This is a genomic window from Erwinia psychrophila (genome assembly GCF_039023475.1).
In the GTDB taxonomy this organism is placed as follows: Bacteria; Pseudomonadota; Gammaproteobacteria; order Enterobacterales; family Enterobacteriaceae; genus Erwinia.
The window spans coordinates 1-19,356 of record NZ_JBCHVB010000004.1; the positions used below are offsets into that span (position 1 = coordinate 1).

At 51.7% G+C, this 19,356-nt stretch carries 32 protein-coding genes; 6 read left to right on the forward strand and 26 right to left on the reverse strand.

The genetic code is table 11. The features are described from left to right. The first annotated feature begins 175 nt into the window (after positions 1 to 175). Positions 176 to 730 (forward strand): gamma carbonic anhydrase family protein, encoded by a 555-nt coding sequence (locus tag AAH446_RS11015; protein WP_342906767.1) that lies wholly within the window; start codon positions 176 to 178, stop codon positions 728 to 730. Here AAH446_RS11015 and AAH446_RS11020 read toward each other — a convergent pair. From AAH446_RS11020 to dprA, 6 genes are read right to left on the reverse strand one after another with little or no spacing between them, the layout of a single operon-like run. Further along, positions 706 to 957: a DUF1488 family protein gene (locus AAH446_RS11020; RefSeq protein ID WP_342906768.1), complete on the reverse strand. Its 252-nt coding sequence runs from the start codon at positions 955 to 957 to the stop codon at positions 706 to 708. The two genes, AAH446_RS11015 and AAH446_RS11020, sit on opposite strands and share 25 nt — an antisense overlap. After that, positions 954 to 1,772, reverse strand: coding sequence for a shikimate dehydrogenase (gene aroE / locus AAH446_RS11025; RefSeq protein WP_342906769.1), 819 nt, complete (start codon positions 1,770 to 1,772; stop codon positions 954 to 956). The genes AAH446_RS11020 and aroE overlap by 4 nt, the downstream gene beginning before the upstream one ends. A 10-nt stretch (positions 1,773 to 1,782) precedes the next feature. Further along, the gene (gene tsaC, locus AAH446_RS11030) at positions 1,783 to 2,355 is read right to left on the reverse strand and encodes an L-threonylcarbamoyladenylate synthase type 1 TsaC (protein ID WP_342906770.1); all 573 of its coding nucleotides are present in this window, start codon (positions 2,353 to 2,355) and stop codon (positions 1,783 to 1,785) included. Beyond that, entirely contained in the window at positions 2,345 to 2,902 is a 558-nt protein-coding gene (locus AAH446_RS11035; protein ID WP_342907113.1) for a DNA topoisomerase family protein, read from the reverse strand. The genes tsaC and AAH446_RS11035 overlap by 11 nt, the downstream gene beginning before the upstream one ends. Before the next feature lie 25 nt (positions 2,903 to 2,927). After that, a complete protein-coding gene (smg, locus tag AAH446_RS11040) occupies positions 2,928 to 3,401 on the reverse strand; it encodes a DUF494 family protein Smg (protein WP_342906771.1) in 474 nt (157 codons plus the stop codon). Then, positions 3,373 to 4,497, reverse strand: coding sequence for a DNA-protecting protein DprA (gene dprA / locus AAH446_RS11045; RefSeq protein ID WP_342907114.1), 1,125 nt, complete (start codon positions 4,495 to 4,497; stop codon positions 3,373 to 3,375). The genes smg and dprA overlap by 29 nt, the downstream gene beginning before the upstream one ends. Before the next feature lie 129 nt (positions 4,498 to 4,626). Between dprA and def the strand changes: the two genes are divergently transcribed. From def to mscL, 5 genes are all read left to right on the forward strand, one after another. Then, positions 4,627 to 5,136 carry a peptide deformylase gene (def, locus tag AAH446_RS11050; RefSeq protein ID WP_342906772.1) on the forward strand — a complete coding sequence of 170 codons (510 nt, stop codon included), beginning with the start codon at positions 4,627 to 4,629 and terminating at the stop codon, positions 5,134 to 5,136. 24 nt (positions 5,137 to 5,160) lie between these two features. Further along, on the forward strand, positions 5,161 to 6,105 hold the full coding sequence (gene fmt, locus AAH446_RS11055; protein WP_342906773.1) for a methionyl-tRNA formyltransferase: 945 nt from the start codon (positions 5,161 to 5,163) through the stop codon (positions 6,103 to 6,105). A 47-nt stretch (positions 6,106 to 6,152) separates the two neighbouring features. Further along, a complete protein-coding gene (rsmB, locus tag AAH446_RS11060) occupies positions 6,153 to 7,442 on the forward strand; it encodes a 16S rRNA (cytosine(967)-C(5))-methyltransferase RsmB (protein WP_342906774.1) in 1,290 nt (429 codons plus the stop codon). Between the two features lie 63 nt (positions 7,443 to 7,505). Next, complete coding sequence (gene trkA / locus AAH446_RS11065) at positions 7,506 to 8,882, forward strand: Trk system potassium transporter TrkA (protein WP_342906775.1); 1,377 nt, start codon at positions 7,506 to 7,508, stop codon at positions 8,880 to 8,882. A gap of 125 nt (positions 8,883 to 9,007) precedes the next feature. After that, positions 9,008 to 9,424 carry a large-conductance mechanosensitive channel protein MscL gene (mscL, locus tag AAH446_RS11070; RefSeq protein WP_342906776.1) on the forward strand — a complete coding sequence of 139 codons (417 nt, stop codon included), beginning with the start codon at positions 9,008 to 9,010 and terminating at the stop codon, positions 9,422 to 9,424. Positions 9,425 to 9,462: 38 nt separating this feature from the next. On the opposite strand, the gene AAH446_RS11075 is transcribed toward mscL, so the two are convergent. From AAH446_RS11075 to rplN, 20 genes are all read right to left on the reverse strand, one after another. Next, positions 9,463 to 9,666 carry an alternative ribosome-rescue factor A gene (locus AAH446_RS11075; protein ID WP_342906777.1) on the reverse strand — a complete coding sequence of 68 codons (204 nt, stop codon included), beginning with the start codon at positions 9,664 to 9,666 and terminating at the stop codon, positions 9,463 to 9,465. Between the two features lie 51 nt (positions 9,667 to 9,717). Next, a complete protein-coding gene (zntR, locus tag AAH446_RS11080) occupies positions 9,718 to 10,140 on the reverse strand; it encodes a Zn(2+)-responsive transcriptional regulator (RefSeq protein WP_342907115.1) in 423 nt (140 codons plus the stop codon). Further along, positions 10,140 to 10,511 carry a DnaJ family domain-containing protein gene (locus tag AAH446_RS11085; RefSeq protein WP_342906778.1) on the reverse strand — a complete coding sequence of 124 codons (372 nt, stop codon included), beginning with the start codon at positions 10,509 to 10,511 and terminating at the stop codon, positions 10,140 to 10,142. Before AAH446_RS11085 ends, zntR begins: the two co-directional genes overlap by 1 nt. 111 nt (positions 10,512 to 10,622) lie before the next feature. Further along, on the reverse strand, positions 10,623 to 11,009 hold the full coding sequence (gene rplQ / locus AAH446_RS11090) for a 50S ribosomal protein L17 (protein ID WP_003850180.1): 387 nt from the start codon (positions 11,007 to 11,009) through the stop codon (positions 10,623 to 10,625). Positions 11,010 to 11,049: 40 nt separating this feature from the next. Next, positions 11,050 to 12,039 (reverse strand): DNA-directed RNA polymerase subunit alpha, encoded by a 990-nt coding sequence (locus AAH446_RS11095; RefSeq protein ID WP_034899656.1) that lies wholly within the window; start codon positions 12,037 to 12,039, stop codon positions 11,050 to 11,052. Positions 12,040 to 12,064: 25 nt separating this feature from the next. Continuing rightward, entirely contained in the window at positions 12,065 to 12,685 is a 621-nt protein-coding gene (rpsD, locus tag AAH446_RS11100) for a 30S ribosomal protein S4 (RefSeq protein ID WP_024966594.1), read from the reverse strand. Between the two features lie 32 nt (positions 12,686 to 12,717). After that, entirely contained in the window at positions 12,718 to 13,107 is a 390-nt protein-coding gene (gene rpsK / locus AAH446_RS11105; protein WP_004160563.1) for a 30S ribosomal protein S11, read from the reverse strand. A gap of 16 nt (positions 13,108 to 13,123) precedes the next feature. Then, complete coding sequence (rpsM, locus tag AAH446_RS11110; RefSeq protein ID WP_024966593.1) at positions 13,124 to 13,480, reverse strand: 30S ribosomal protein S13; 357 nt, start codon at positions 13,478 to 13,480, stop codon at positions 13,124 to 13,126. A 145-nt stretch (positions 13,481 to 13,625) separates the two neighbouring features. Then, a complete protein-coding gene (rpmJ, locus tag AAH446_RS11115; RefSeq protein ID WP_020322760.1) occupies positions 13,626 to 13,742 on the reverse strand; it encodes a 50S ribosomal protein L36 in 117 nt (38 codons plus the stop codon). A gap of 31 nt (positions 13,743 to 13,773) precedes the next feature. Continuing rightward, positions 13,774 to 15,105 (reverse strand): preprotein translocase subunit SecY, encoded by a 1,332-nt coding sequence (secY, locus tag AAH446_RS11120; RefSeq protein ID WP_124233601.1) that lies wholly within the window; start codon positions 15,103 to 15,105, stop codon positions 13,774 to 13,776. Positions 15,106 to 15,112: 7 nt separating this feature from the next. Further along, a complete protein-coding gene (gene rplO, locus AAH446_RS11125; protein ID WP_342906779.1) occupies positions 15,113 to 15,547 on the reverse strand; it encodes a 50S ribosomal protein L15 in 435 nt (144 codons plus the stop codon). A 3-nt stretch (positions 15,548 to 15,550) separates the two neighbouring features. Beyond that, on the reverse strand, positions 15,551 to 15,730 hold the full coding sequence (rpmD, locus tag AAH446_RS11130) for a 50S ribosomal protein L30 (protein ID WP_004160569.1): 180 nt from the start codon (positions 15,728 to 15,730) through the stop codon (positions 15,551 to 15,553). A gap of 5 nt (positions 15,731 to 15,735) precedes the next feature. Continuing rightward, positions 15,736 to 16,236 (reverse strand): 30S ribosomal protein S5, encoded by a 501-nt coding sequence (rpsE, locus tag AAH446_RS11135; protein ID WP_024966589.1) that lies wholly within the window; start codon positions 16,234 to 16,236, stop codon positions 15,736 to 15,738. A gap of 14 nt (positions 16,237 to 16,250) precedes the next feature. Further along, the gene (rplR, locus tag AAH446_RS11140) at positions 16,251 to 16,604 is read right to left on the reverse strand and encodes a 50S ribosomal protein L18 (protein WP_024966588.1); all 354 of its coding nucleotides are present in this window, start codon (positions 16,602 to 16,604) and stop codon (positions 16,251 to 16,253) included. A gap of 9 nt (positions 16,605 to 16,613) precedes the next feature. Beyond that, positions 16,614 to 17,147, reverse strand: coding sequence for a 50S ribosomal protein L6 (gene rplF / locus AAH446_RS11145; protein ID WP_342906780.1), 534 nt, complete (start codon positions 17,145 to 17,147; stop codon positions 16,614 to 16,616). Positions 17,148 to 17,157: 10 nt separating this feature from the next. Then, positions 17,158 to 17,550 carry a 30S ribosomal protein S8 gene (rpsH, locus tag AAH446_RS11150; protein ID WP_024966586.1) on the reverse strand — a complete coding sequence of 131 codons (393 nt, stop codon included), beginning with the start codon at positions 17,548 to 17,550 and terminating at the stop codon, positions 17,158 to 17,160. A gap of 30 nt (positions 17,551 to 17,580) precedes the next feature. After that, positions 17,581 to 17,886, reverse strand: a complete 306-nt coding sequence (gene rpsN / locus AAH446_RS11155; protein ID WP_024966585.1) for a 30S ribosomal protein S14 — start codon at positions 17,884 to 17,886, stop codon at positions 17,581 to 17,583. Between the two features lie 14 nt (positions 17,887 to 17,900). Beyond that, on the reverse strand, positions 17,901 to 18,440 hold the full coding sequence (gene rplE, locus AAH446_RS11160) for a 50S ribosomal protein L5 (protein WP_342906781.1): 540 nt from the start codon (positions 18,438 to 18,440) through the stop codon (positions 17,901 to 17,903). A gap of 14 nt (positions 18,441 to 18,454) precedes the next feature. Continuing rightward, positions 18,455 to 18,769 (reverse strand): 50S ribosomal protein L24, encoded by a 315-nt coding sequence (rplX, locus tag AAH446_RS11165; RefSeq protein ID WP_020322770.1) that lies wholly within the window; start codon positions 18,767 to 18,769, stop codon positions 18,455 to 18,457. Between the two features lie 10 nt (positions 18,770 to 18,779). Next, entirely contained in the window at positions 18,780 to 19,151 is a 372-nt protein-coding gene (gene rplN / locus AAH446_RS11170) for a 50S ribosomal protein L14 (RefSeq protein ID WP_004160583.1), read from the reverse strand. Between the last annotated feature and the right edge of the window lie 205 nt (positions 19,152 to 19,356).

Genomic DNA, 19,356 nt, shown 5'->3' on the forward strand with positions numbered 1-19,356 from the left:
TCCGTTCTGAGAGCACAAGCCTTTTTTAGATCTTTATGTCTGGTTGCTGAATTTTCAAACTTTCCGCTGAGATCTCAGACGATCCGCACATAAATGACGCAATTTTATCAGCCATCATTGATTGCTTACCTTCCGCGGCATAGGCTTCAGGGCTCCAGTCTGTATAGAGGTGGTTATGTCAGAGAAGTTAAGAGCATTTAAAAATGTCTTTCCCCGACTGGGGCTCCGCGTTCTGGTGGATCCTTCAAGCGTGGTGGTTGGAGATGTCATGCTGGGTGATGACGTCAGTATCTGGCCACTGGTTGCTATCCGGGGTGACGTTAATAAAGTCGAGATAGGCAAACGGAGCAATATTCAGGATGGAAGCGTCCTGCACGTCACGCATAAGTCCCCCGCTAATCCGGAAGGATATCCGCTTATCGTGGGCGAGGACGTAACCGTTGGCCATAAAGCGATGCTTCACGGCTGTACTATTGGCGATCGGGTGCTGGTAGGGATGGGGTCGATCCTGCTGGATGGTGTCGTGGTAGAGAATGACGTGATGATCGGCGCGGGAAGCTTAGTACCGCCAGGCAAACGCCTGCAAAGCGGTTTTCTTTATTTAGGCAGTCCGGTTAAGCAGATCCGTCCGCTTACCGAAAAAGAGATTGCAGGTTTGCTTTACTCCTCTAATAACTATGTCGGCTGGAAAGATGATTATCTGGCTCAGGAGAGCCAGAGCCAACCCTGAGTATCTTCCCGTTCTTCTTTTATCGCCTGCTCCGCTTCATCTTCAATATCCCAGCGGTTAAGGCGAAAGTGGGTCAGCGGCTCCTGATGCTCACCAAAGCGGCGGACGATCGCTTCGCCGCGTATTGCACAGGTAATCTGGAAGCCGTTTACCAAAGCCGGGAAACAGATAGCGTTAATCTTCTCATCCCACCACTCACGATCGGGAAACTGAATAGCCTGATTCATCGCTGCAATTCAGATTTAAGTATGGCGATAACTGGCGCGCTATCCGGAAGGACGCCATGCCAGAGCTGGAAGGCATGTGCCGCCTGCCCCACCAGCATACCAAGACCATCGGCCAGATGAATGGCACCCTGGTTGCGGCACCAGTTCAGGAAAGGCGTTAAACCAGCCTGATAAAACATGTCATAACAGCGGGTTTCTTTATCTATCAGGGAAACAGGCAGAGCCGGGATGTTCCCGTCCACACCGCTGGATGTGGCATTAATGATCAGATCAAACTGCTGGCCGCAGAGATCATCCATGCCGATCGCGTCGATCTCTCCCGCGTGCTGGAAAATCTCAGCCAGCTTCTCTGCTTTTGCAACTGTCCGGTTAGTGATTGTCAGCGCACAGCCGAAAGAAAGCAGAGGAAGAATAACGCCACGCGCTGCACCACCAGCCCCCACCAGCAGGATGCGATCCGTAGGCGTAATCAGCTGCAATCTTTCCAGGTCGCTCAATAAACCGATACCATCAGTATTATCGCCAAACAGGCGGCCCTCACTCAGAAACTTAAGCGTATTTACCGCGCCCGCCATGGACGCTCTCTCGCTAAGCTCGCTGGCAAGTTCATAAGCCTGTTCTTTAAACGGCAAAGTGACATTAGCGCCCTTGCCGCCCTGCGCAATAAATTCGTCAACCGACTGCCTGAAAGCATCCGCAGGCGCACAGATACGCCCATAGTGATGGGCTATCCCTGTCTGCTCAGCAAAAAGCTGATGGATGCGCGGAGACTTACTGTGGCTGACTGGATTTCCGAAGACGGCGAAATTCTGCATACTATTTCCGTTATCCCTGACGAATAAGTTCGCCGGTTAATACATCGCGTATTTCGGACGGATTCAGCCGCCCTCCCGTCATGCCCGGCATAACGGGAAAGTCGATGCCAAACTGGGCTTTGACCTCCTCCTCCGTACGGCAGGGGGGTAATCCGCTGAGGTTGGCACTGGTTGAAACCAGCGGCTTATTAAAAGCACGACACAGTTGCTGAACGCCGGGATGATCGCTGACCCGTACCGCCAGCGAAGCAAAGCGGCCGGTCAGCCACGCTGGCGTCTCTGATTTTGCCGGCATGACCCAGGTGACAGGGCCGGGCCAGCGCGAAAACATGCGTTCTCTTTGCGCGTCGGACAGGACAGCATCATCTATATAGGGCTGTAGCTGCGCATAGTCGGCCGCAATAAGGATCAGTCCTTTCTCGACAGGCCTTTGCTTGAGCTTTAGAAGCTCTCTGACCGCAGACGCACTGTCAGGATCGCATCCCAGACCAAACACCGCTTCGGTTGGATAGGCGATAACCGCCCCTTGCTGTAGCTGCGCAAGGCAGTTGGCCGCTAAACCGGTTAATACATCATTGCTCACTGCTGTTTCCTGCTGTTACGGGCTTCCCACACGCTTTACTGGCGCAAAAGCGCTTCGCTCCGCGTGCCGTTTTTTTCTCAATCAGAAGGGGGAAATGGCAAAACTGACACTCACCCTCTACCGGCGTGGCGTTTACCGCAAACTGACAGTCCGGATAGCGATCGCAGGCATGAAAGGTTTTTCCATAGCGCGAACGCCGCTGCACCAGCTTACCGCGCTGGCATTGCGGACATGAAAGTGTTGTTTCGTCTGGTTTATCAATCAGTTCGGTATGCTCACATTCAGGATAACCGCTACAGGCAATAAACATACCGTAACGGCCCTGTCGGAGAACCAGTTCAGAGTGGCACTGAGGACATAATTGTCCTTCCAGTACTTTCACGACATGTCCATCCGCCTGACTTTTCAGGGGCCGGACAAAATCACATTCAGGGTAGTGCGAGCATCCGAGAAAGGCGCCATGCTTCCCGGAGCGAATAACCAATTCTGCCCCACACTGGGGGCAGGGTTCATTTTTTCGCACAGCGAAGAGCGCTGTTTTATTCATAGCATCTGTTACACGAAGGGTCTCTTCAGTGCACGACTCCTTCATTGACGTCAAAAAGAAGTTCTTCCATTTGCTGATAGGCGTTTTCACATCCCGGGATGTTAAACAGTACCATCAGCACCACCCATTTGAGATCTTCAAGATCGAACTCGAGCGTATCCAGCGCCATAATTCGCTCAATGACCATTTCCCGGGTTTCCAGATTCAGCACCTGAATTTGCTCCAGGAACAGAATAAAACCACGGCAGTTGGCATCTAAACGCTGGCCTTCTTCTTCGGTGTAAATACGCATAGACAGCGGATCGGTAGCTAACAGAATCGGAGCGACTAATCCGTCCTGATAATCTGCAAGCTTTTCCAACCAGTTCAACGCATTATAAATATCTTCCCGATGAAAACCGGCATCGGTTAAATCATCAGTCAATTTATCCTGGTCAACGCGCACTTCTGCTTCGTTGTGGATATACGTTTCAAATAAGTACATGAGTACGTCGAACATGGCTTGCCCTCCTCAATCGGACATAGCCGCCGGGTACAGCTGCGATCCACCCTGCTAACTCCAACTCAAGCAGCTTAGCTACGATGACTGGCACAGGTTGGCCGGCACGTTCAGCGACGACGTCAACAGGTGTAACCTCATCTCCTACGTTAGCCAACACATCAGCAAATGGCAATGGCGTATTGTCTTCCCCTTGAGAATATATTGATGCCTCTGTCACAGAGGGCAGCCAGGCGAGGTCACTTTGCAGCTGTTCAAGGATGGCATCGGGGTGAGCGGTTAATAATGCACCCTGCTGAATAAGCCAGTGAGGTCCTTCGCTACCGGGATTACCAATCGCGCCTGGGATAGCATAGACGTCCCGGTCTTGCTCCAGCGCCAGACGAGCAGTCACCAGAGAGCCGCTCCTGAACGTGGCTTCCACGACCAGAACGCCCAGGCTCAGACCGCTGATAATACGGTTACGCCGGGGAAAGTTGTGCGCATGCGGCCTGGTAGCCAGCGGAAACTCAGAAACGATCGCCCCACCGCTGGAGACAATCTCTTTTGCCAGCCCGAGATGCCTTCGTGGATAGATATGGTTCAGGCCGCTTCCTAACACGGCGAGCGTTTTACCGCTCGCCTCCAGGGCGGCGCGATGCGCAATACCGTCGATCCCCAGCGCTAATCCGCTGGTGACAGTCAGGCCGTTCTGCGCCAGCGTCTGAGTAAAGTACGTCCCCCAATGACGCCCATAGACAGAGCAATCCCGGCTGCCTACAACGGCAATTTGTGGCGTGGCCAGAATTCCCGGATCGCCCTGCACAAACAGGCAGGAAGGCGAGTTAGCGATCTGCTTAAGCCTCTCAGGGTAATGCATGTGATCGCAGGTAATGAAATGGTGCCCGGGATTTTCCAGCCAGGCGTACGTCTCTGCAATCACAGAGGAGGAGTAATGAAGAAATGCGTAGCGCTGCTCTTCTGTAAGCCCAGCCTGGGCAAGCTCCAGCTTTCCCGTCTGTGGCTGGTGTATCAGGAAGTTTGCGATCGAATTACGCTGTTCTCCCTTCAAACCTCTTACGCCGGAAAGGCGTAACCAAATCTCCATGGGTGCCATCGTCGCTATCCTTCTCCCGGTCCGTTTATTCACAGCGCTAACCTGCCGGGAATGCTGTCAATCAGATGGCGAAATGTCTACAATAAGAAAGATAAACGCCTAATCCCTTGAACACAGATCTGGAAAGTTATGTCAGTTTTGCAGGTATTACATTTTCCTGACGAGCGCCTGCGCATCGTTGCGAAACCCGTTAAAGAAGTTACCGCTGATATTCAGCGCATCGTGGATGATATGTTTGAAACGATGTATGCCGAAGAAGGTATCGGTCTTGCCGCCACGCAGGTCGATATTCATCAGCGAATTATCGTAATCGATGTTTCAGAAAATCGCGATGAGCGTCTGGTGCTGATTAATCCGGAGATGCTGGAAAAAAGCGGCGAAACCGGTATTGAGGAAGGTTGCCTTTCTATTCCTGAACAGCGGGCACTGGTCCCTCGTTCAGAAAGAGTCAAAATCCGTGCGCTGGATCGTGAAGGCAATACCTATGAGCTTGAAGCGGATGGCCTGCTGGCTATTTGTATTCAGCATGAAATGGATCATCTCGTCGGTAAGCTCTTTATTGATTACCTGTCGCCAATGAAACGTCAGCGTATTCGCCAGAAACTGGAAAAACTCTATCGTCAGAATGCCCGTGACTGATGCGCCGTTAAAGAAGGGAAGATTGTGTCCGACTCCTTAAACATTATCTTTGCCGGTACCCCTGACTTTGCAGCGCGTCATCTCGACGCGCTGCTGGCTTCCCGGCATAACGTGGTTGGTGTCTTTACCCAACCCGATCGTCCCGCCGGTCGCGGCAACAAAGTGACGGCAAGCCCGGTGAAACAGCTGGCGGAACAGCATGGTCTGCCAGTGTTCCAGCCTAAATCCTTACGTCCGGAGGAGAATCAGCAACTGGTCTCCGCGCTGAAAGCTGACGTTATGGTCGTGGTGGCCTACGGACTGATTCTTCCGGCGGCGGTACTTGCTATGCCGCGTCTGGGATGCATCAACGTACACGGTTCGCTACTGCCTAAATGGCGCGGCGCCGCGCCTATTCAGCGCTCGCTCTGGGCCGGAGACAGCGAAACCGGCGTGACGATTATGCAGATGGACGAAGGTCTGGATACCGGCGACATGCTGTACAAGCTTTCCTGTCCGATAGAAGCCACGGACACCAGCGCAACTTTATATAATAAACTGGCGGAACTGGGGCCTGAGGGCATGCTTAATACGCTTGAGCAGCTGGCACAGGGCACGGCGATCCCCGAAGTGCAGGATGAAGCATTGGTCAGCTATGCGGACAAGCTCAGTAAAGAAGAGGCGAAACTTAACTGGTCGCTTTCCGCTGCGCAACTGGAGCGCTGCATTCGTGCTTTTAACCCCTGGCCTGTCAGTTATTTTATGATTGACGATCTGCCCGTTAAAGTCTGGTCAGCCTCCGTGTTGCCCCATGTTGAAAAGCAGCCAGGCGAGATCTTGCAGGCGGATAAACAAGGTATTCAGATCGCTACCGCAGACGGCGTGCTGAATATTGAAGTGCTCCAGCCAGCCGGTAAGAAGGCGATGACGGCTAACGATCTGCTTAACTCCCGCCGTGACTGGTTCTCCCTGGGCAAGGTTCTTGCCTGATGCATCGGCCCGGCTAACACCCGGGCCGGTTTTACAATGCGATCCCTATGAAAAAAACTATTAATTTACGCAGCGTTGCTGCCCAGACTCTCGAGAAAGTGGTCGAACAGGGCCAGTCGCTCAGCAATGTGCTGCCTGCGGCGCAAAAAACGCTGGCGGATAAAGACGCCGCGCTCCTGCAGGAGATTTGCTACGGCGTTCTGCGCACGCTGCCACAGCTGGAGTGGATTATTGGCCAGCTCATGGAGCGCCCAATGACCGGTAAGCAGCGCACTGTCCATTTTTTGATTATGGTCGGCCTTTATCAGCTCCTGTTTACCCGGATCCCGGCCCATGCTGCGCTGGCAGAAACCGTTGAAGGCGCTGTAGCCTTACGTCGCCAGCAGTTAAAAGGCCTGATAAACGGCGTGCTTCGCCAGTTTCAGCGCCGCCAGGATGAGCTGGCGCAGGCGATGCAGGAAGGCGATTTAAAATATCTGCATCCGAAATGGCTGCTGGAACGTCTCAGACGCGCCTGGCCTGAACAGTGGCAGCAGATAGTTGAGGCTAATAATCAGCGCCCTCCTATGTGGCTGCGGGTAAATCGTCAGCACCACACGCGGGAGGAATGGCTCAGGCTGTTGCAGGATAGCGGCAAAAATGCGGAGCCGCATCCTGACCATACAGATGCATTGCGCCTGGATACTCCCTGCGGCGTTACTCAGCTTCCCGGCTTCGACCAGGGCTGGGTTACGGTGCAGGATGCCTCGGCTCAGGGGTGCGTTGCCTTACTTAATCCGCAGAACGGTGAAACGATTCTCGACCTGTGCGCCGCGCCGGGTGGGAAGACAACCCATATTCTGGAAGCCGCTCCGCAGGCGAATGTGATGGCCGTGGACGTCGATCCCCAGCGGCTGGCCCGCGTTAGAGAGAATTTGCAGCGGCTGAACATGCAAGCCGTGGTAAAAGTGGGCGACGGACGTACTCCGGAAGCCTGGTGCGACGATATTATCTTCGATCGTATTCTGCTTGATGCGCCCTGCTCAGCAACGGGCGTCATCCGCCGCCATCCCGATATCAAATGGCTGCGCCGTGACCGCGACATTGCTGAACTTGCGGCCCTGCAACAGCAAATTCTGGATGCTGTATGGCCTCGCCTCAAATCAGGCGGTACGATGCTTTATGCCACCTGCTCCATTCTGCCAGAAGAGAATGCCTTGCAGATCGCAGCCTTCCTTAAACGCCATGAAGATGCCAGGCTGGCTGAAACCGGTGACGAGGCGCAGCCCGGCCTACAGGTGTTTCCCGATCCTCAGGGTGGCGACGGCTTCTTTTATGCCAAACTGATTAAGCAATAATTTACGGGCCGTGCGGCAAACGCCATGGCCCTACCCTATTCCAACGAATCAGACTGAAGCACAATGAAAATAATCATTCTTGGCGCTGGTCAGGTGGGCGGTACGCTCGCCGAAAACCTGGTTGGTGAAAACAACGACATCACGGTCGTTGATACTGATGCGATTCGCCTGCGCCACCTGCAGGATAAATTCGACCTTCGCGTCGTTCAGGGGCATGGCTCCCATCCCAGGGTATTGCGCGAGGCTGGCGCAGAAGACGCCGATATGCTGGTTGCGGTCACGAACTCAGATGAAACGAATATGATTGCCTGCCAGGTCGCCTATTCGCTGTTCAATACGCCAAATCGTATCGCCCGTATCCGCGCGCCCGATTATATCCGGGATGCCGGTAAGCTCTTTCATGCCGAAGCCGTCCCTATCGATCACCTGATTGCGCCTGAGCAGCTGGTCATTGATAACATTTACCGGCTGATAGAGTATCCGGGCGCGCTGCAGGTTGTTAATTTTGCCGAGGGCAAGGTCAGCCTGGCCGTTGTTAAGGCATATTACGGCGGCCCGCTGGTCGGTAACGCCCTCGCCATCATGCGCGATCATATGCCCCATATTGATACTCGCGTAGTGGCTATATTTCGTCAGGACCGCCCTATCCGTCCTCAGGGCTCTACAATCGTTGAAGCGGGTGATGAAATATTTTTTGTTGCCGCAACGCAGCATATCCGTGCGGTGATGAGTGAATACCAGCGTCTGGAAAAACCCTATAAGCGCATAATGATTGTCGGCGGTGGGAATATCGGTTCAGGTCTGGCACTGCGCCTGGAAAAACACTACAGCGTAAAACTGATTGAACGGGATCAGCAGCGTGCTGCAGAACTTGCCGAACTGTTGCAAAACACTATTGTGTTTTATGGGGACGCTTCAGATCAGGAGCTGCTGGCAGAAGAACATATCGATCAGATCGATCTCTTTATCGCCATTACCAATGACGATGAAGCCAATATCATGTCGGCAATGCTGGCAAAACGGATGGGCGCCAAAAAAGTCATGGTGCTGATTCAGCGTAAAGCCTATGTTGATCTGGTGCAGGGCAGCGTCATCGATATTGCGATCTCCCCACAGCAAGCCACCATTTCCGCGCTGCTTGGCCACGTGCGTAAAGCGGACATTGTCAGCGTTTCCTCGCTGCGCCGCGGCGTTGCTGAAGCAATTGAAGCCATTGCACACGGTGACGAAACCACTTCCCGGGTGGTGGGCCGCCTGATCGATGAGATCAAACTGCCGCCCGGAACGATCATTGGCGCCGTCGTGCGCGGCGATGACGTTATGATTGCCAATGATAATTTGCGTATTGAACAAGGCGATCACGTCATTATGTTCCTGACTGATAAGAAATTCGTCCCGGACGTGGAGCGGCTCTTCCAGCCAAGCCCATTCTTTCTGTAACTCTCCGGCAGTTTTCAGGCTGCCGCAGGCACTCCTGCCCTGGTGGAAGCGATTTATCATCAGGAAAATGGAAAAAGGCCAATCGTTTGTTAGACTTAACGCTTGGCTAAGGAAAGGAGAGAAAAATGAGTATGTTTAAAGAGTTTCGCGCTTTCGCAATGCGCGGCAACGTAGTGGATCTGGCCGTCGGTGTGATTATCGGGGCGGCGTTCGGTAAAATCGTCTCTTCACTGGTCGCCAATATCATTATGCCACCGCTGGGATTACTGATTGGCGGCATCGATTTTAAGCAGTTTGCATGGGAACTGAAACCGGCAATAGGTGAGACACCCGCGGTCATTATGCAGTACGGTATTTTCATTCAGAACGTGTTCGACTTTATCATCGTTGCCTTTGCTATCTTTCTGGCAATCAAGATGATGAACAAGCTTCATAAGAAGAAAGAAGTGGAAAAACCGGCACCAAAACCCAGCGCGGAAGAAACGTTGCTCACCGAAATCCGTGATTTGCTTAAACAGCAGAATACCCCACCGAAGCTTTAATCAGACCCACGGCTGACGTAATCCGTCGGTAATGTCAGTCACCGTGATAGCAGAAGGCCAGTGGTAAAGCTTTCTTTACCACTGGCCTCCCAGTTACCCTTCTTATCGTGTTTCTCTTTTCGTTTGTAGCTGCCTTTACCTTTCTGGTTTACTTCAATCCGGACTTTAAAAAGTGGGTCATGCAACAGCGCTTCGAGCGCGTTCTCCCGGATTACGCCCTTTTTATGCTGATAACGGGTCATGATCATCTCCTGGTTGGTTTGCTGAGAATATAGAGTTGAATAACTGAAAAATCAATCGGGGAGATCGGCGACGGCACCCTGTTCCAACGCTTCCAGTATTGAACAATAGACGCTGCTGTGCGCGGTGCCACAGCAGGCATCGTTGAGGCGCGTCAGAGAACGCTGCATATTCTGAAGCTCAGCGATCATCGCATCGACCTCTGCCAGACGGTTTTGCACGATATTTTTAGATTCCTGACAGGTATGATGTTCAGGATCAACCCGGATCGACAGCAGTTCACGGATAGCCTCAAGGCTGAAACCCAGCTGCCGCCCGTAGCGGATAAATTTAAGACGCTGTAGATCGTTATCGCTATAGAGCCGAAAGCCGCCTTCGGTGCGGATCTCATGATCCATCATCTGCTGTTTCTCATAATAGCGGATCGTATCAGGGGTGACGCCAGCAAGTTTTGCCAGTTGACCAATTTTGAACATCATTCTGCTCCCCTGAAATGCTTATTCAGCCCGGCAGCATAATCCCCTGCCAGGAAGTCGGTGCTCATTCCAGCCTGTTGTAGTTTCATCTTCATCAGCAATAGTTGCTTACTGCACTGCTCATAGCGCTCTTCTGAAGGATCGAGGCCCGACAGTAGATCGCTGAGCTGGATAGCTTCACGCCTTAGCGCCAGCTCCGGTGGCAGATAGCCTGAATTTTTAAGTAACCGGTAAGCAGAGCGGAGTTCGGCAGGTACGTGACTGTCATCATCCAGCTTGAGGGGTTCGCCGCTACCGGGCAGGTTTTCCAGTTCGCCTTTCTTTTGTGCTGCAAGGATGTGCTGTTCTGCCAGTTGATCTGTAAGCCACATAGCAACCTCCGGATATCATGAACCAGAGATAAGAATAACGCGGAAGGAAGGGGAGGTGAATGACGGGCATAAAAAAACCGGGCAAGCCCGGTTTTTCCACATGACAGCAGATTACTCTGCTGCAGCTTCTGCTTGAGCTTCTGGACGATCAACCAGCTCGATGTAAGCCATCGGAGCGTTGTCACCAGCGCGGAAGCCACACTTCAGAATACGAGTGTAACCACCGGCACGGCTCGCGAAACGCGGGCCCAGCTCGTTAAACAGTTTTGCCACGATCTCGTTATCACGAGTACGGGCGAATGCCAGACGACGATTAGCTACGCTGTCGGTCTTGGCAAGAGTAATCAGCGGCTCAACTACACGACGCAGCTCTTTCGCTTTTGGCAGGGTCGTCTTGATAATCTCGTGACGAACCAAAGAGCCAGCCATGTTGCGGAACATAGCCTGACGATGGCTGCTGTTGCGGTTCAGTTGACGACCACTCTTACGATGGCGCATGACCTTATCCTTCTCAGTGAAACCTTAACCTGTGATCGGTTTATTCATCAGCAATGCTAGCTGGTGGCCAGTTTTCCAGGCGCATGCCCAGAGACAGACCACGTGACGCCAGCACATCTTTAATCTCGGTAAGAGATTTTTTACCAAGGTTAGGCGTTTTAAGCAGCTCAACCTCGGTACGCTGTACCAGATCACCGATGTAGTGGATAGCTTCTGCCTTAAGGCAGTTAGCAGAGCGGACAGTCAATTCCAGATCGTCAACAGGGCGCAGCAGGATCGGATCGAATTCTGGTTTCTCTTCTTTCACTTCCGGCTGACGTACATCACGTAAGTCAACGAAAGCTTCCAGTTGTTCTGCCAGGATGGTAGCCGCACGGCGGATCGCTTCTTCAGGATCGATAGTGCCGTTGGTTTCCATTTCGATGACCAGCTTGTCCAGGTCGGTACGCTGTTCAACACGCGCTGCTTCAACATTGTAGGCAATACGCTCTACAGGGCTGTAGCAGGCGTCGACTAACAGACGACCGATCGGGCGCTCATCTTCTTCCGAATGAATTCGGGCAGACGCCGGCACATAACCACGACCACGCTGAATTTTGATACGCATGCTAATAGCGGCGTTTTCATCAGTCAGGTGGCAGATAACGTGCTGCGGCTTGACGATTTCGACATCACCATCATGGGTGATATCGGCTGCAGTCACAGGGCCAATGCCAGATTTATTCAGAGTAAGAATAACTTCATCTTTCCCCTGAACTCTTACCGCCAGCCCTTTCAGGTTGAGCAGGATTTCCAGGATATCTTCCTGTACGCCCTCTTTGGTGCTGTACTCATGTAGTACACCATCAATTTCAACCTCGGTCACCGCGCAACCCGGCATCGATGAAAGCAGAATACGGCGCAGTGCGTTACCAAGAGTATGGCCAAAGCCACGCTCTAAAGGCTCAAGGGTCACCTTGGCGTGCGTCGAACTCACTTGCTCGATATCTACCAGGCGCGGTTTTAGAAACTCTGTCACAGAACCCTGCATTGTGTCCTCTCTTTGGTACTAAGCTTTACTTGGAGTAAAGCTCGACGATCAGGTGTTCGTTAATGTCCGCAGACAGATCGGTACGTTCAGGAATACGTTTGAACACACCTTCCATCTTAGTCGCATCAACTTCCAGCCAGGTTGGCTTTTCACGCTGTTCAGCCAGCTCCAGAGCGGCTTTCACGCGAGACTGCTTTTTGGCTTTCTCACGGATGCTAACAACGTCATTCGGAGTTACCTGATAAGAAGCGATGCTGACAACGCGGCCGTTTACCATGATAGATTTGTGGCTAACCAGCTGGCGTGCTTCTGCACGAGTGGCGCCAAAGCCCATACGATAAACTACGTTATCCAGACGACCTTCCAGCAGAGCTAACAGGTTTTCACCGGTGTTGCCTTTCAGACGTGCTGCTTCTTTATAATAGTTACGGAACTGACGCTCCAGCACACCGTACATACGACGTACTTTCTGCTTTTCACGTAACTGCACACCGTAATCAGACAGACGCGGTTTACGCGCACCGTGCTGACCAGGAGCTTGTTCAATCTTACACTTGGTATCAATCGCGCGAACGCCAGACTTCAGGAAGAGGTCTGTACCTTCGCGACGGCTCAGCTTGAGCTTAGGACCCAAATATCTTGCCATTTTCTTTCTCCAACATTCCTAAAAAACGGGCGTTATACGCGACGTTTTTTCGGCGGACGACAACCGTTGTGAGGGATCGGAGTCACATCAGTAATATTCGTGATGCGGAAACCAGCAGCGTTCAGAGCACGAATCGTAGATTCGCGGCCTGGACCTGGACCCTTAACCATAACTTCCAGGTTCTTAATACCGTAATCTTTCACGGCCTCTGCGCAACGCTCTGCAGCAACCTGCGCAGCGAACGGCGTAGACTTACGAGAACCACGGAAACCGGAACCACCGGCTGTTGCCCAACCCAACGCGTTACCCTGACGATCGGTAATAGTCACGATGGTGTTGTTAAAAGACGCATGGACATGAGCCACGCCATCAGAGACTTGCTTTCTTACACGCTTACGTGCACGAACTGGTGCCTTTGCCATTATTCAATCACCCCGATTATTTCTTGATCGGTTTACGCGGACCCTTGCGGGTACGTGCGTTGGTCTTGGTACGCTGACCGCGAACCGGTAGACCACGACGATGACGTAAACCACGATAGCAACCAAGGTCCATAAGACGCTTGATGCTCAGGGTAACTTCACGACGCAGATCGCCTTCAACAACAAACTTAGCAACTTCGTCACGCAGAATGTCGATTTGCTCTTCAGACAGCTCACTGATCTTAACATTTTCAGCAATACCGGTTGCAGCACAGATAGCCTGTGAACGGGTCTTGCCGATACCGAAGATCGCGGTTAAGGCGATAACAGTATGTTTATGATCAGGAATGTTAATGCCTGCTATACGGGCCACTATGCACTCCTACTAATTAAATATGCGTCCCATGCCGAAAAGCCCGTTTTCAGGATACTCAAATGGGAAACGCATAGACATACAAAAGATTGGCTGGCTAATCTAGCCAGCTCAACCCGACTTTGCAAGAAAAATATGCGAATAATCAGCCTTGACGCTGTTTATGCTTAGGCTCGGCGCTGCAAATCACACGTACGACACCATCACGACGGACGATTTTGCAGTTACGACATAATTTCTTGACGGAAGCACGAACTTTCATTTTTACTCTCCGTAACTTCTCAAGCGCCTGATTAACGGCCGTAGCCTTTCAGGTTTGCTTTCTTCAATGCAGACTCATACTGACTTGACATCATCAGAGTTTGCACTTGAGCCATAAAGTCCATGATGACAACGACTACAATCAGCAGCGACGTGCCGCCGAAGTAGAATGGAACTTTCATCGCATCACGCATGAACTCCGGGATCAGGCAGATGAAAGTAATGTAGAGCGCACCAACTAAGGTCAGGCGTGTCATTACTTTATCGATGTACTTCGCCGTCTGTTCTCCCGGACGAATTCCTGGTACAAATGCACCAGACTTCTTCAGGTTATCTGCTGTTTCACGCGGATTGAAAACCAGCGCAGTATAAAAGAAACAGAAGAAGATGATTGCAGTCGCATAGAGTAGCACATAAAGCGGTTGTCCGGGCTGCAAATACATTGAAATAGTTGTCAGCCAGTTCCAACCGGTACCGCCCCCGAACCATGACGCGATGGTCGCCGGGAACAGAATGATGCTGGAGGCGAAAATTGCAGGGATTACCCCAGCCATGTTCACTTTCAGCGGTAAATGTGTGCTCTGTGCAGCATAGACACGACGGCCTTGCTGACGTTTCGCATAGTTCACCACAATGCGGCGTTGACCACGCTCAACGAAAACAACGAAGAAGGTCACTGCAAATACGAGAACTGCAACCAACAGCAACAGGAGGAAGTGCAGGTCGCCTTGCCGCGCTTGCTCGATGGTATGGCCAATGGCCGGCGGTAAACCCGCAACGATACCCGCGAAGATTATGATTGAGATACCGTTACCGATACCTCGCTCAGTAATCTGTTCGCCCAGCCACATCAGGAACATTGTCCCGGTGACCAGGCTCACAACAGCGGTAAAGTAGAATGCAAAGCCTGGGTTTAACACCAGTCCCTGCATCCCTGGCATATTCGGTAAACCGGTAGCAATACCGATAGACTGAAATATACCCAGAACCAATGTGCCGTAGCGGGTGTACTGGCTAATCTTACGACGGCCAGCCTCCCCTTCTTTCTTGATTTCTGCTAACGCGGGATGAACCACCGTCAGCAGCTGGATAATAATAGAAGCCGAAATATACGGCATAATACCCAGCGCAAAAATAGAAGCACGACTCAGTGCACCACCAGAGAACATGTTAAACATTTCAATGATGGTGCCACGCTGTTGCTCAAGCAGTTTGGCAAGTACAGTGGCATCGATACCAGGGATTGGAATAAAAGAGCCAATGCGGAAAACAATCAGCGCACCAATCACAAACAGAAGTCTGCGCTTGAGCTCGCCAAAACCACCCTTGGCACTTTGAAAATCTAATCCCGGTTGCTTAGCCATCTGCTACTTATTCCTCAATTTTACCGCCAGCAGCTTCGATTGCAGCACGAGCGCCTTTAGTGACACGCAGACCGCGAACCGTTACCGGTGCAGTGACTTCGCCAGACAGGATAATCTTGGCAAATTCAATCTGAATACCGACAATGTTGGCCGCTTTCAGCGTGTTCAGGTCGACGATGCCGCCTTCAACTTTCGCCAGGTCAGACAGACGAACTTCTGCCGTAACCATTGCTTTGCGAGAGGTGAAGCCGAACTTCGGCAGACGACGGTACAGAGGCATCTGACCGCCTTCAAAACCGCGACGTACGCCACCGCCAGAACGAGAGTTCTGACCTTTGTGACCACGACCACCGGTCTTACCGAGGCCAGAACCAATACCACGACCTAAACGTTTAGGAGCGTGCTTAGACCCTTCGGCCGGAGACAGAGTATTTAAACGCATCTGTTACTCCTCCACTTTAACCATGTAGGAAATCGCGTTAACCATGCCGCGTACAGCTGGCGTGTCTTCACGCTCTACGGTGTGGTTAATACGACGCAGACCCAGGCCAAGCAGCGTTGCCTTGTGTTTTGGCAAACGGCCGATCGAACTGCGGGTTTGAGTAATCTTAATAGTCTTTGCCATGGTCATTACCCCAGAATGTCTTCAACGGATTTGCCACGCTTGGCAGCGACCATTTCTGGGGAACTCATGTTAGCCAGACCATCCAGAGTTGCACGAACCACGTTAATCGGGTTGGTGGAACCGTAGGCTTTAGCCAGAACGTTATGAACCCCAGCGACTTCCAGAACGGCGCGCATTGCACCGCCGGCGATGATACCGGTACCTTCAGAAGCCGGCTGCATGAACACACGAGAACCTGTGTGCACACCTTTAACAGGGTGCTGCAGGGTGCCGTTGTTCAGCGCGACGTTAATCATATTGCGACGAGCTTTTTCCATCGCTTTCTGGATCGCTGCTGGAACTTCACGCGCTTTACCGTAACCAAAACCGATGCGACCGTTACCGTCGCCTACCACTGTCAGTGCAGTGAAGGAGAAAATACGACCACCTTTAACGGTTTTCGATACGCGATTTACCGCGATCAGCTTTTCCTGCAGTTCGCCAGCTTGTTTTTCGATGTGTGCCATCTTACACCTCTACCTTAGAACTGTAGGCCAGCTTCACGGGCAGCATCTGCCAGTGCCTGGACACGACCATGATATTGGAAACCAGAGCGGTCGAAAGAAACACCAGTGATGCCTTTTTCGATTGCGCGCTCAGCGACTGCTTTACCAACAGCTGCGGCGGCGTCTTTGTTTCCGGTGTACTTCAGTTGCTCACTGATTGCTTTTTCTACTGTAGAAGCAGCAACCAGAACTTCAGAACCGTTAGATGCAATTACCTGTGCGTAAATATGACGCGGGGTACGATGTACCACCAGGCGAGTTGCACCCAGCTCTTTGAGCTTGCGGCGTGCGCGGGTCGCACGACGGATACGAGCAGATTTCTTATCCATAGTGTTACCTTACTTCTTCTTAGCCTCTTTGGTACGCACGACTTCGTCGGCGTAACGAACACCCTTGCCTTTATAAGGCTCAGGACGACGGTAGGCGCGGAGATCGGCTGCTACCTGACCAACCAGCTGCTTATCAGCGCTTTTCAGCACGATTTCAGTCTGAGTTGGACATTCAGCAGTCACACCCGCTGGCAGCGCGTGGTCAACAGGGTGAGAAAAGCCCAGGGCTAAATTCACCACATTGCCTTTTACGGCTGCACGATAACCTACACCAACCAGCTGCAGCTTCTTAGTGAAGCCTTCGGTAACACCGATAACCATACCGTTCAGCAATGCGCGTGAAGTACCAGCCTGTGCCCAACCGTTCACAAAACCTTCGCGTGGAGCGAAAGTCAGTGCGTTGTCAGCATGCTTAACTTCTACAGCATCGTTGATGGTACGAGTCAGCTCGCCGTTTTTACCTTTAATCGAAATAACCTGACCGTCGAGTTTTACCTCTACGCCGGCAGGAATCACGACAGGTGCTTTAGCAACACGAGACATAAATTCCTCCTTAAGCTACGTAGCAGATAATTTCGCCACCAAGACCAGCCTGGCGCGCTGCACGATCGGTCATAACACCTTTGGAGGTAGAAACAACAGCGATGCCCAGTCCTGCCATAACTTTTGGCAGTTCGTCTTTGCGCTTATAAATACGCAGACCTGGACGGCTAACACGCTGAATGCTTTCTACCACAGCCTTGCCCTGGAAATACTTAAGAGTCAGTTCCAGTTCTGGCTTGGTATCGCCTTCGACTTTAAATTCTTCAATATATCCTTCTTCCTTCAGCACGTTGGCAATTGCCACTTTCAGCTTGGAGGAAGGCATGGTGACCGCAACTTTGTTCGCGGTTTGACCGTTACGGATACGGGTCAGCATATCCGCGATCGGATCTTGCATGCTCATCTGTCTTTACTCCCGTGATTCAATTGGTAATTACCAGCTAGCCTTTTTCAAGCCTGGCACTTCACCGCGCATGGCGGCTTCACGCAGCTTGATACGGCTCAACCCGAACTTGCCCACATAACCATGTGGACGACCAGTCTGGCGGCAGCGGTTACGCTGACGGGACGGGCTGGAATCACGCGGCAGAGTCTGCAACTTCAGAACAGCATTCCAACGTTCTTCGTCAGATGCGTTCACACTAGAGATGATAGCTTTCAATTCCTCGCGTTTAGCGCGGTATTTATCAGCCAGTTTTACGCGAACTACTTCGCGTGCCTTCATCGATTGCTTAGCCATGAAGTAACCCTACCTTACTTGCGGAACGGGAAGTCAAAGGCAGCCAGCAGTGCACGGCCTTCATCGTCAGATTTCGCAGTAGTGGTAATGGTAATATCCAAACCACGAACGCGATCGACTTTGTCATAGTCGATTTCTGGGAAGATGATCTGCTCACGAACGCCCATGCTGTAGTTACCACGACCGTCGAATGACTTAGCGGACAAGCCACGGAAGTCACGGATACGTGGAACAGCAATAGAAATCAGACGTTCAAAGAACTCCCACATGCGCTCGCCACGCAGAGTCACTTTACAGCCGATCGGATAGCCCTGACGGATTTTGAAGCCTGCAACAGATTTGCGTGCTTTGGTGATAAACGGCTTTTGACCGGAGATTGCTGCTAAGTCTGCTGCTGCATTATCCAGCAGTTTCTTATCAGCGATCGCTTCACCAACACCCATGTTCAGGGTGATCTTCTCGACCCGAGGGACTTGCATGACAGAATTGTAGTTAAACTCAGTCATGAGTTTGTTAACTACTTCGTCTTTGTAGTAATCATGCAGTTTCGCCATCGTACTACTCCAAATTACTTGATAGTTTCGCTGTTAGATTTGAAGAAACGGACTTTTTTGCCGTCTTCGAACCTAAAGCCTACACGGTCAGCCTTGCCGGTGGCAGTGTTGTAAAGCGCAACGTTAGAAACCTGAATAGCAGCTTCTTTTTCAACGATGCCGCCTGGTTGGTTCAGGGCCGGAACCGGCTTCTGATGTTTCTTAACCAGGTTGATACCTTCAACAATGACCTTGCCAGAAGACAGGACATTTTTAACTTTACCGCGCTTACCTTTATCTTTACCGGTCAGCACGATAACTTCGTCATCGCGACGGATTTTAGCTGCCATTTTTCGCTCCTTAGAGTACTTCTGGTGCCAGAGAGATAATTTTCATGAACTTTTCAGTACGAAGTTCACGAGTTACCGGCCCAAAAATACGCGTACCGATTGGCTGCTCACTGTTATTATTTAAAATAACGCATGCATTGCCATCGAAGCGAATGACAGAACCGTCCGGGCGACGAACACCCTTCCTGGTGCGCACCACTACCGCCTTCAGCACATCACCCTTCTTAACCTTACCGCGAGGAATTGCTTCCTTGATGGTAATTTTGATGATATCGCCTACGCCTGCGTAGCGACGGTGCGAGCCACCCAGAACCTTGATACACATTACGCGACGTGCACCGGAGTTGTCGGCGACGTTCAGCATAGTCTGTTCTTGGATCATTTTAGTGCTCCGCTAATGTCAACTACTACTTCGGGACCTGATTCAGGTCGATTAAAAGCCCCATAATTGAGGGCGCAGCATTATAACACCGCTTCTCGCATAAGGGTAGAAAAAATAAACGACTCATATCGAGTCGATATTTGGACCTCTAAGACGAGGAACGCGACATTCTAAGGAATTGTTCTCCCGGTAGCAAACGGTATTC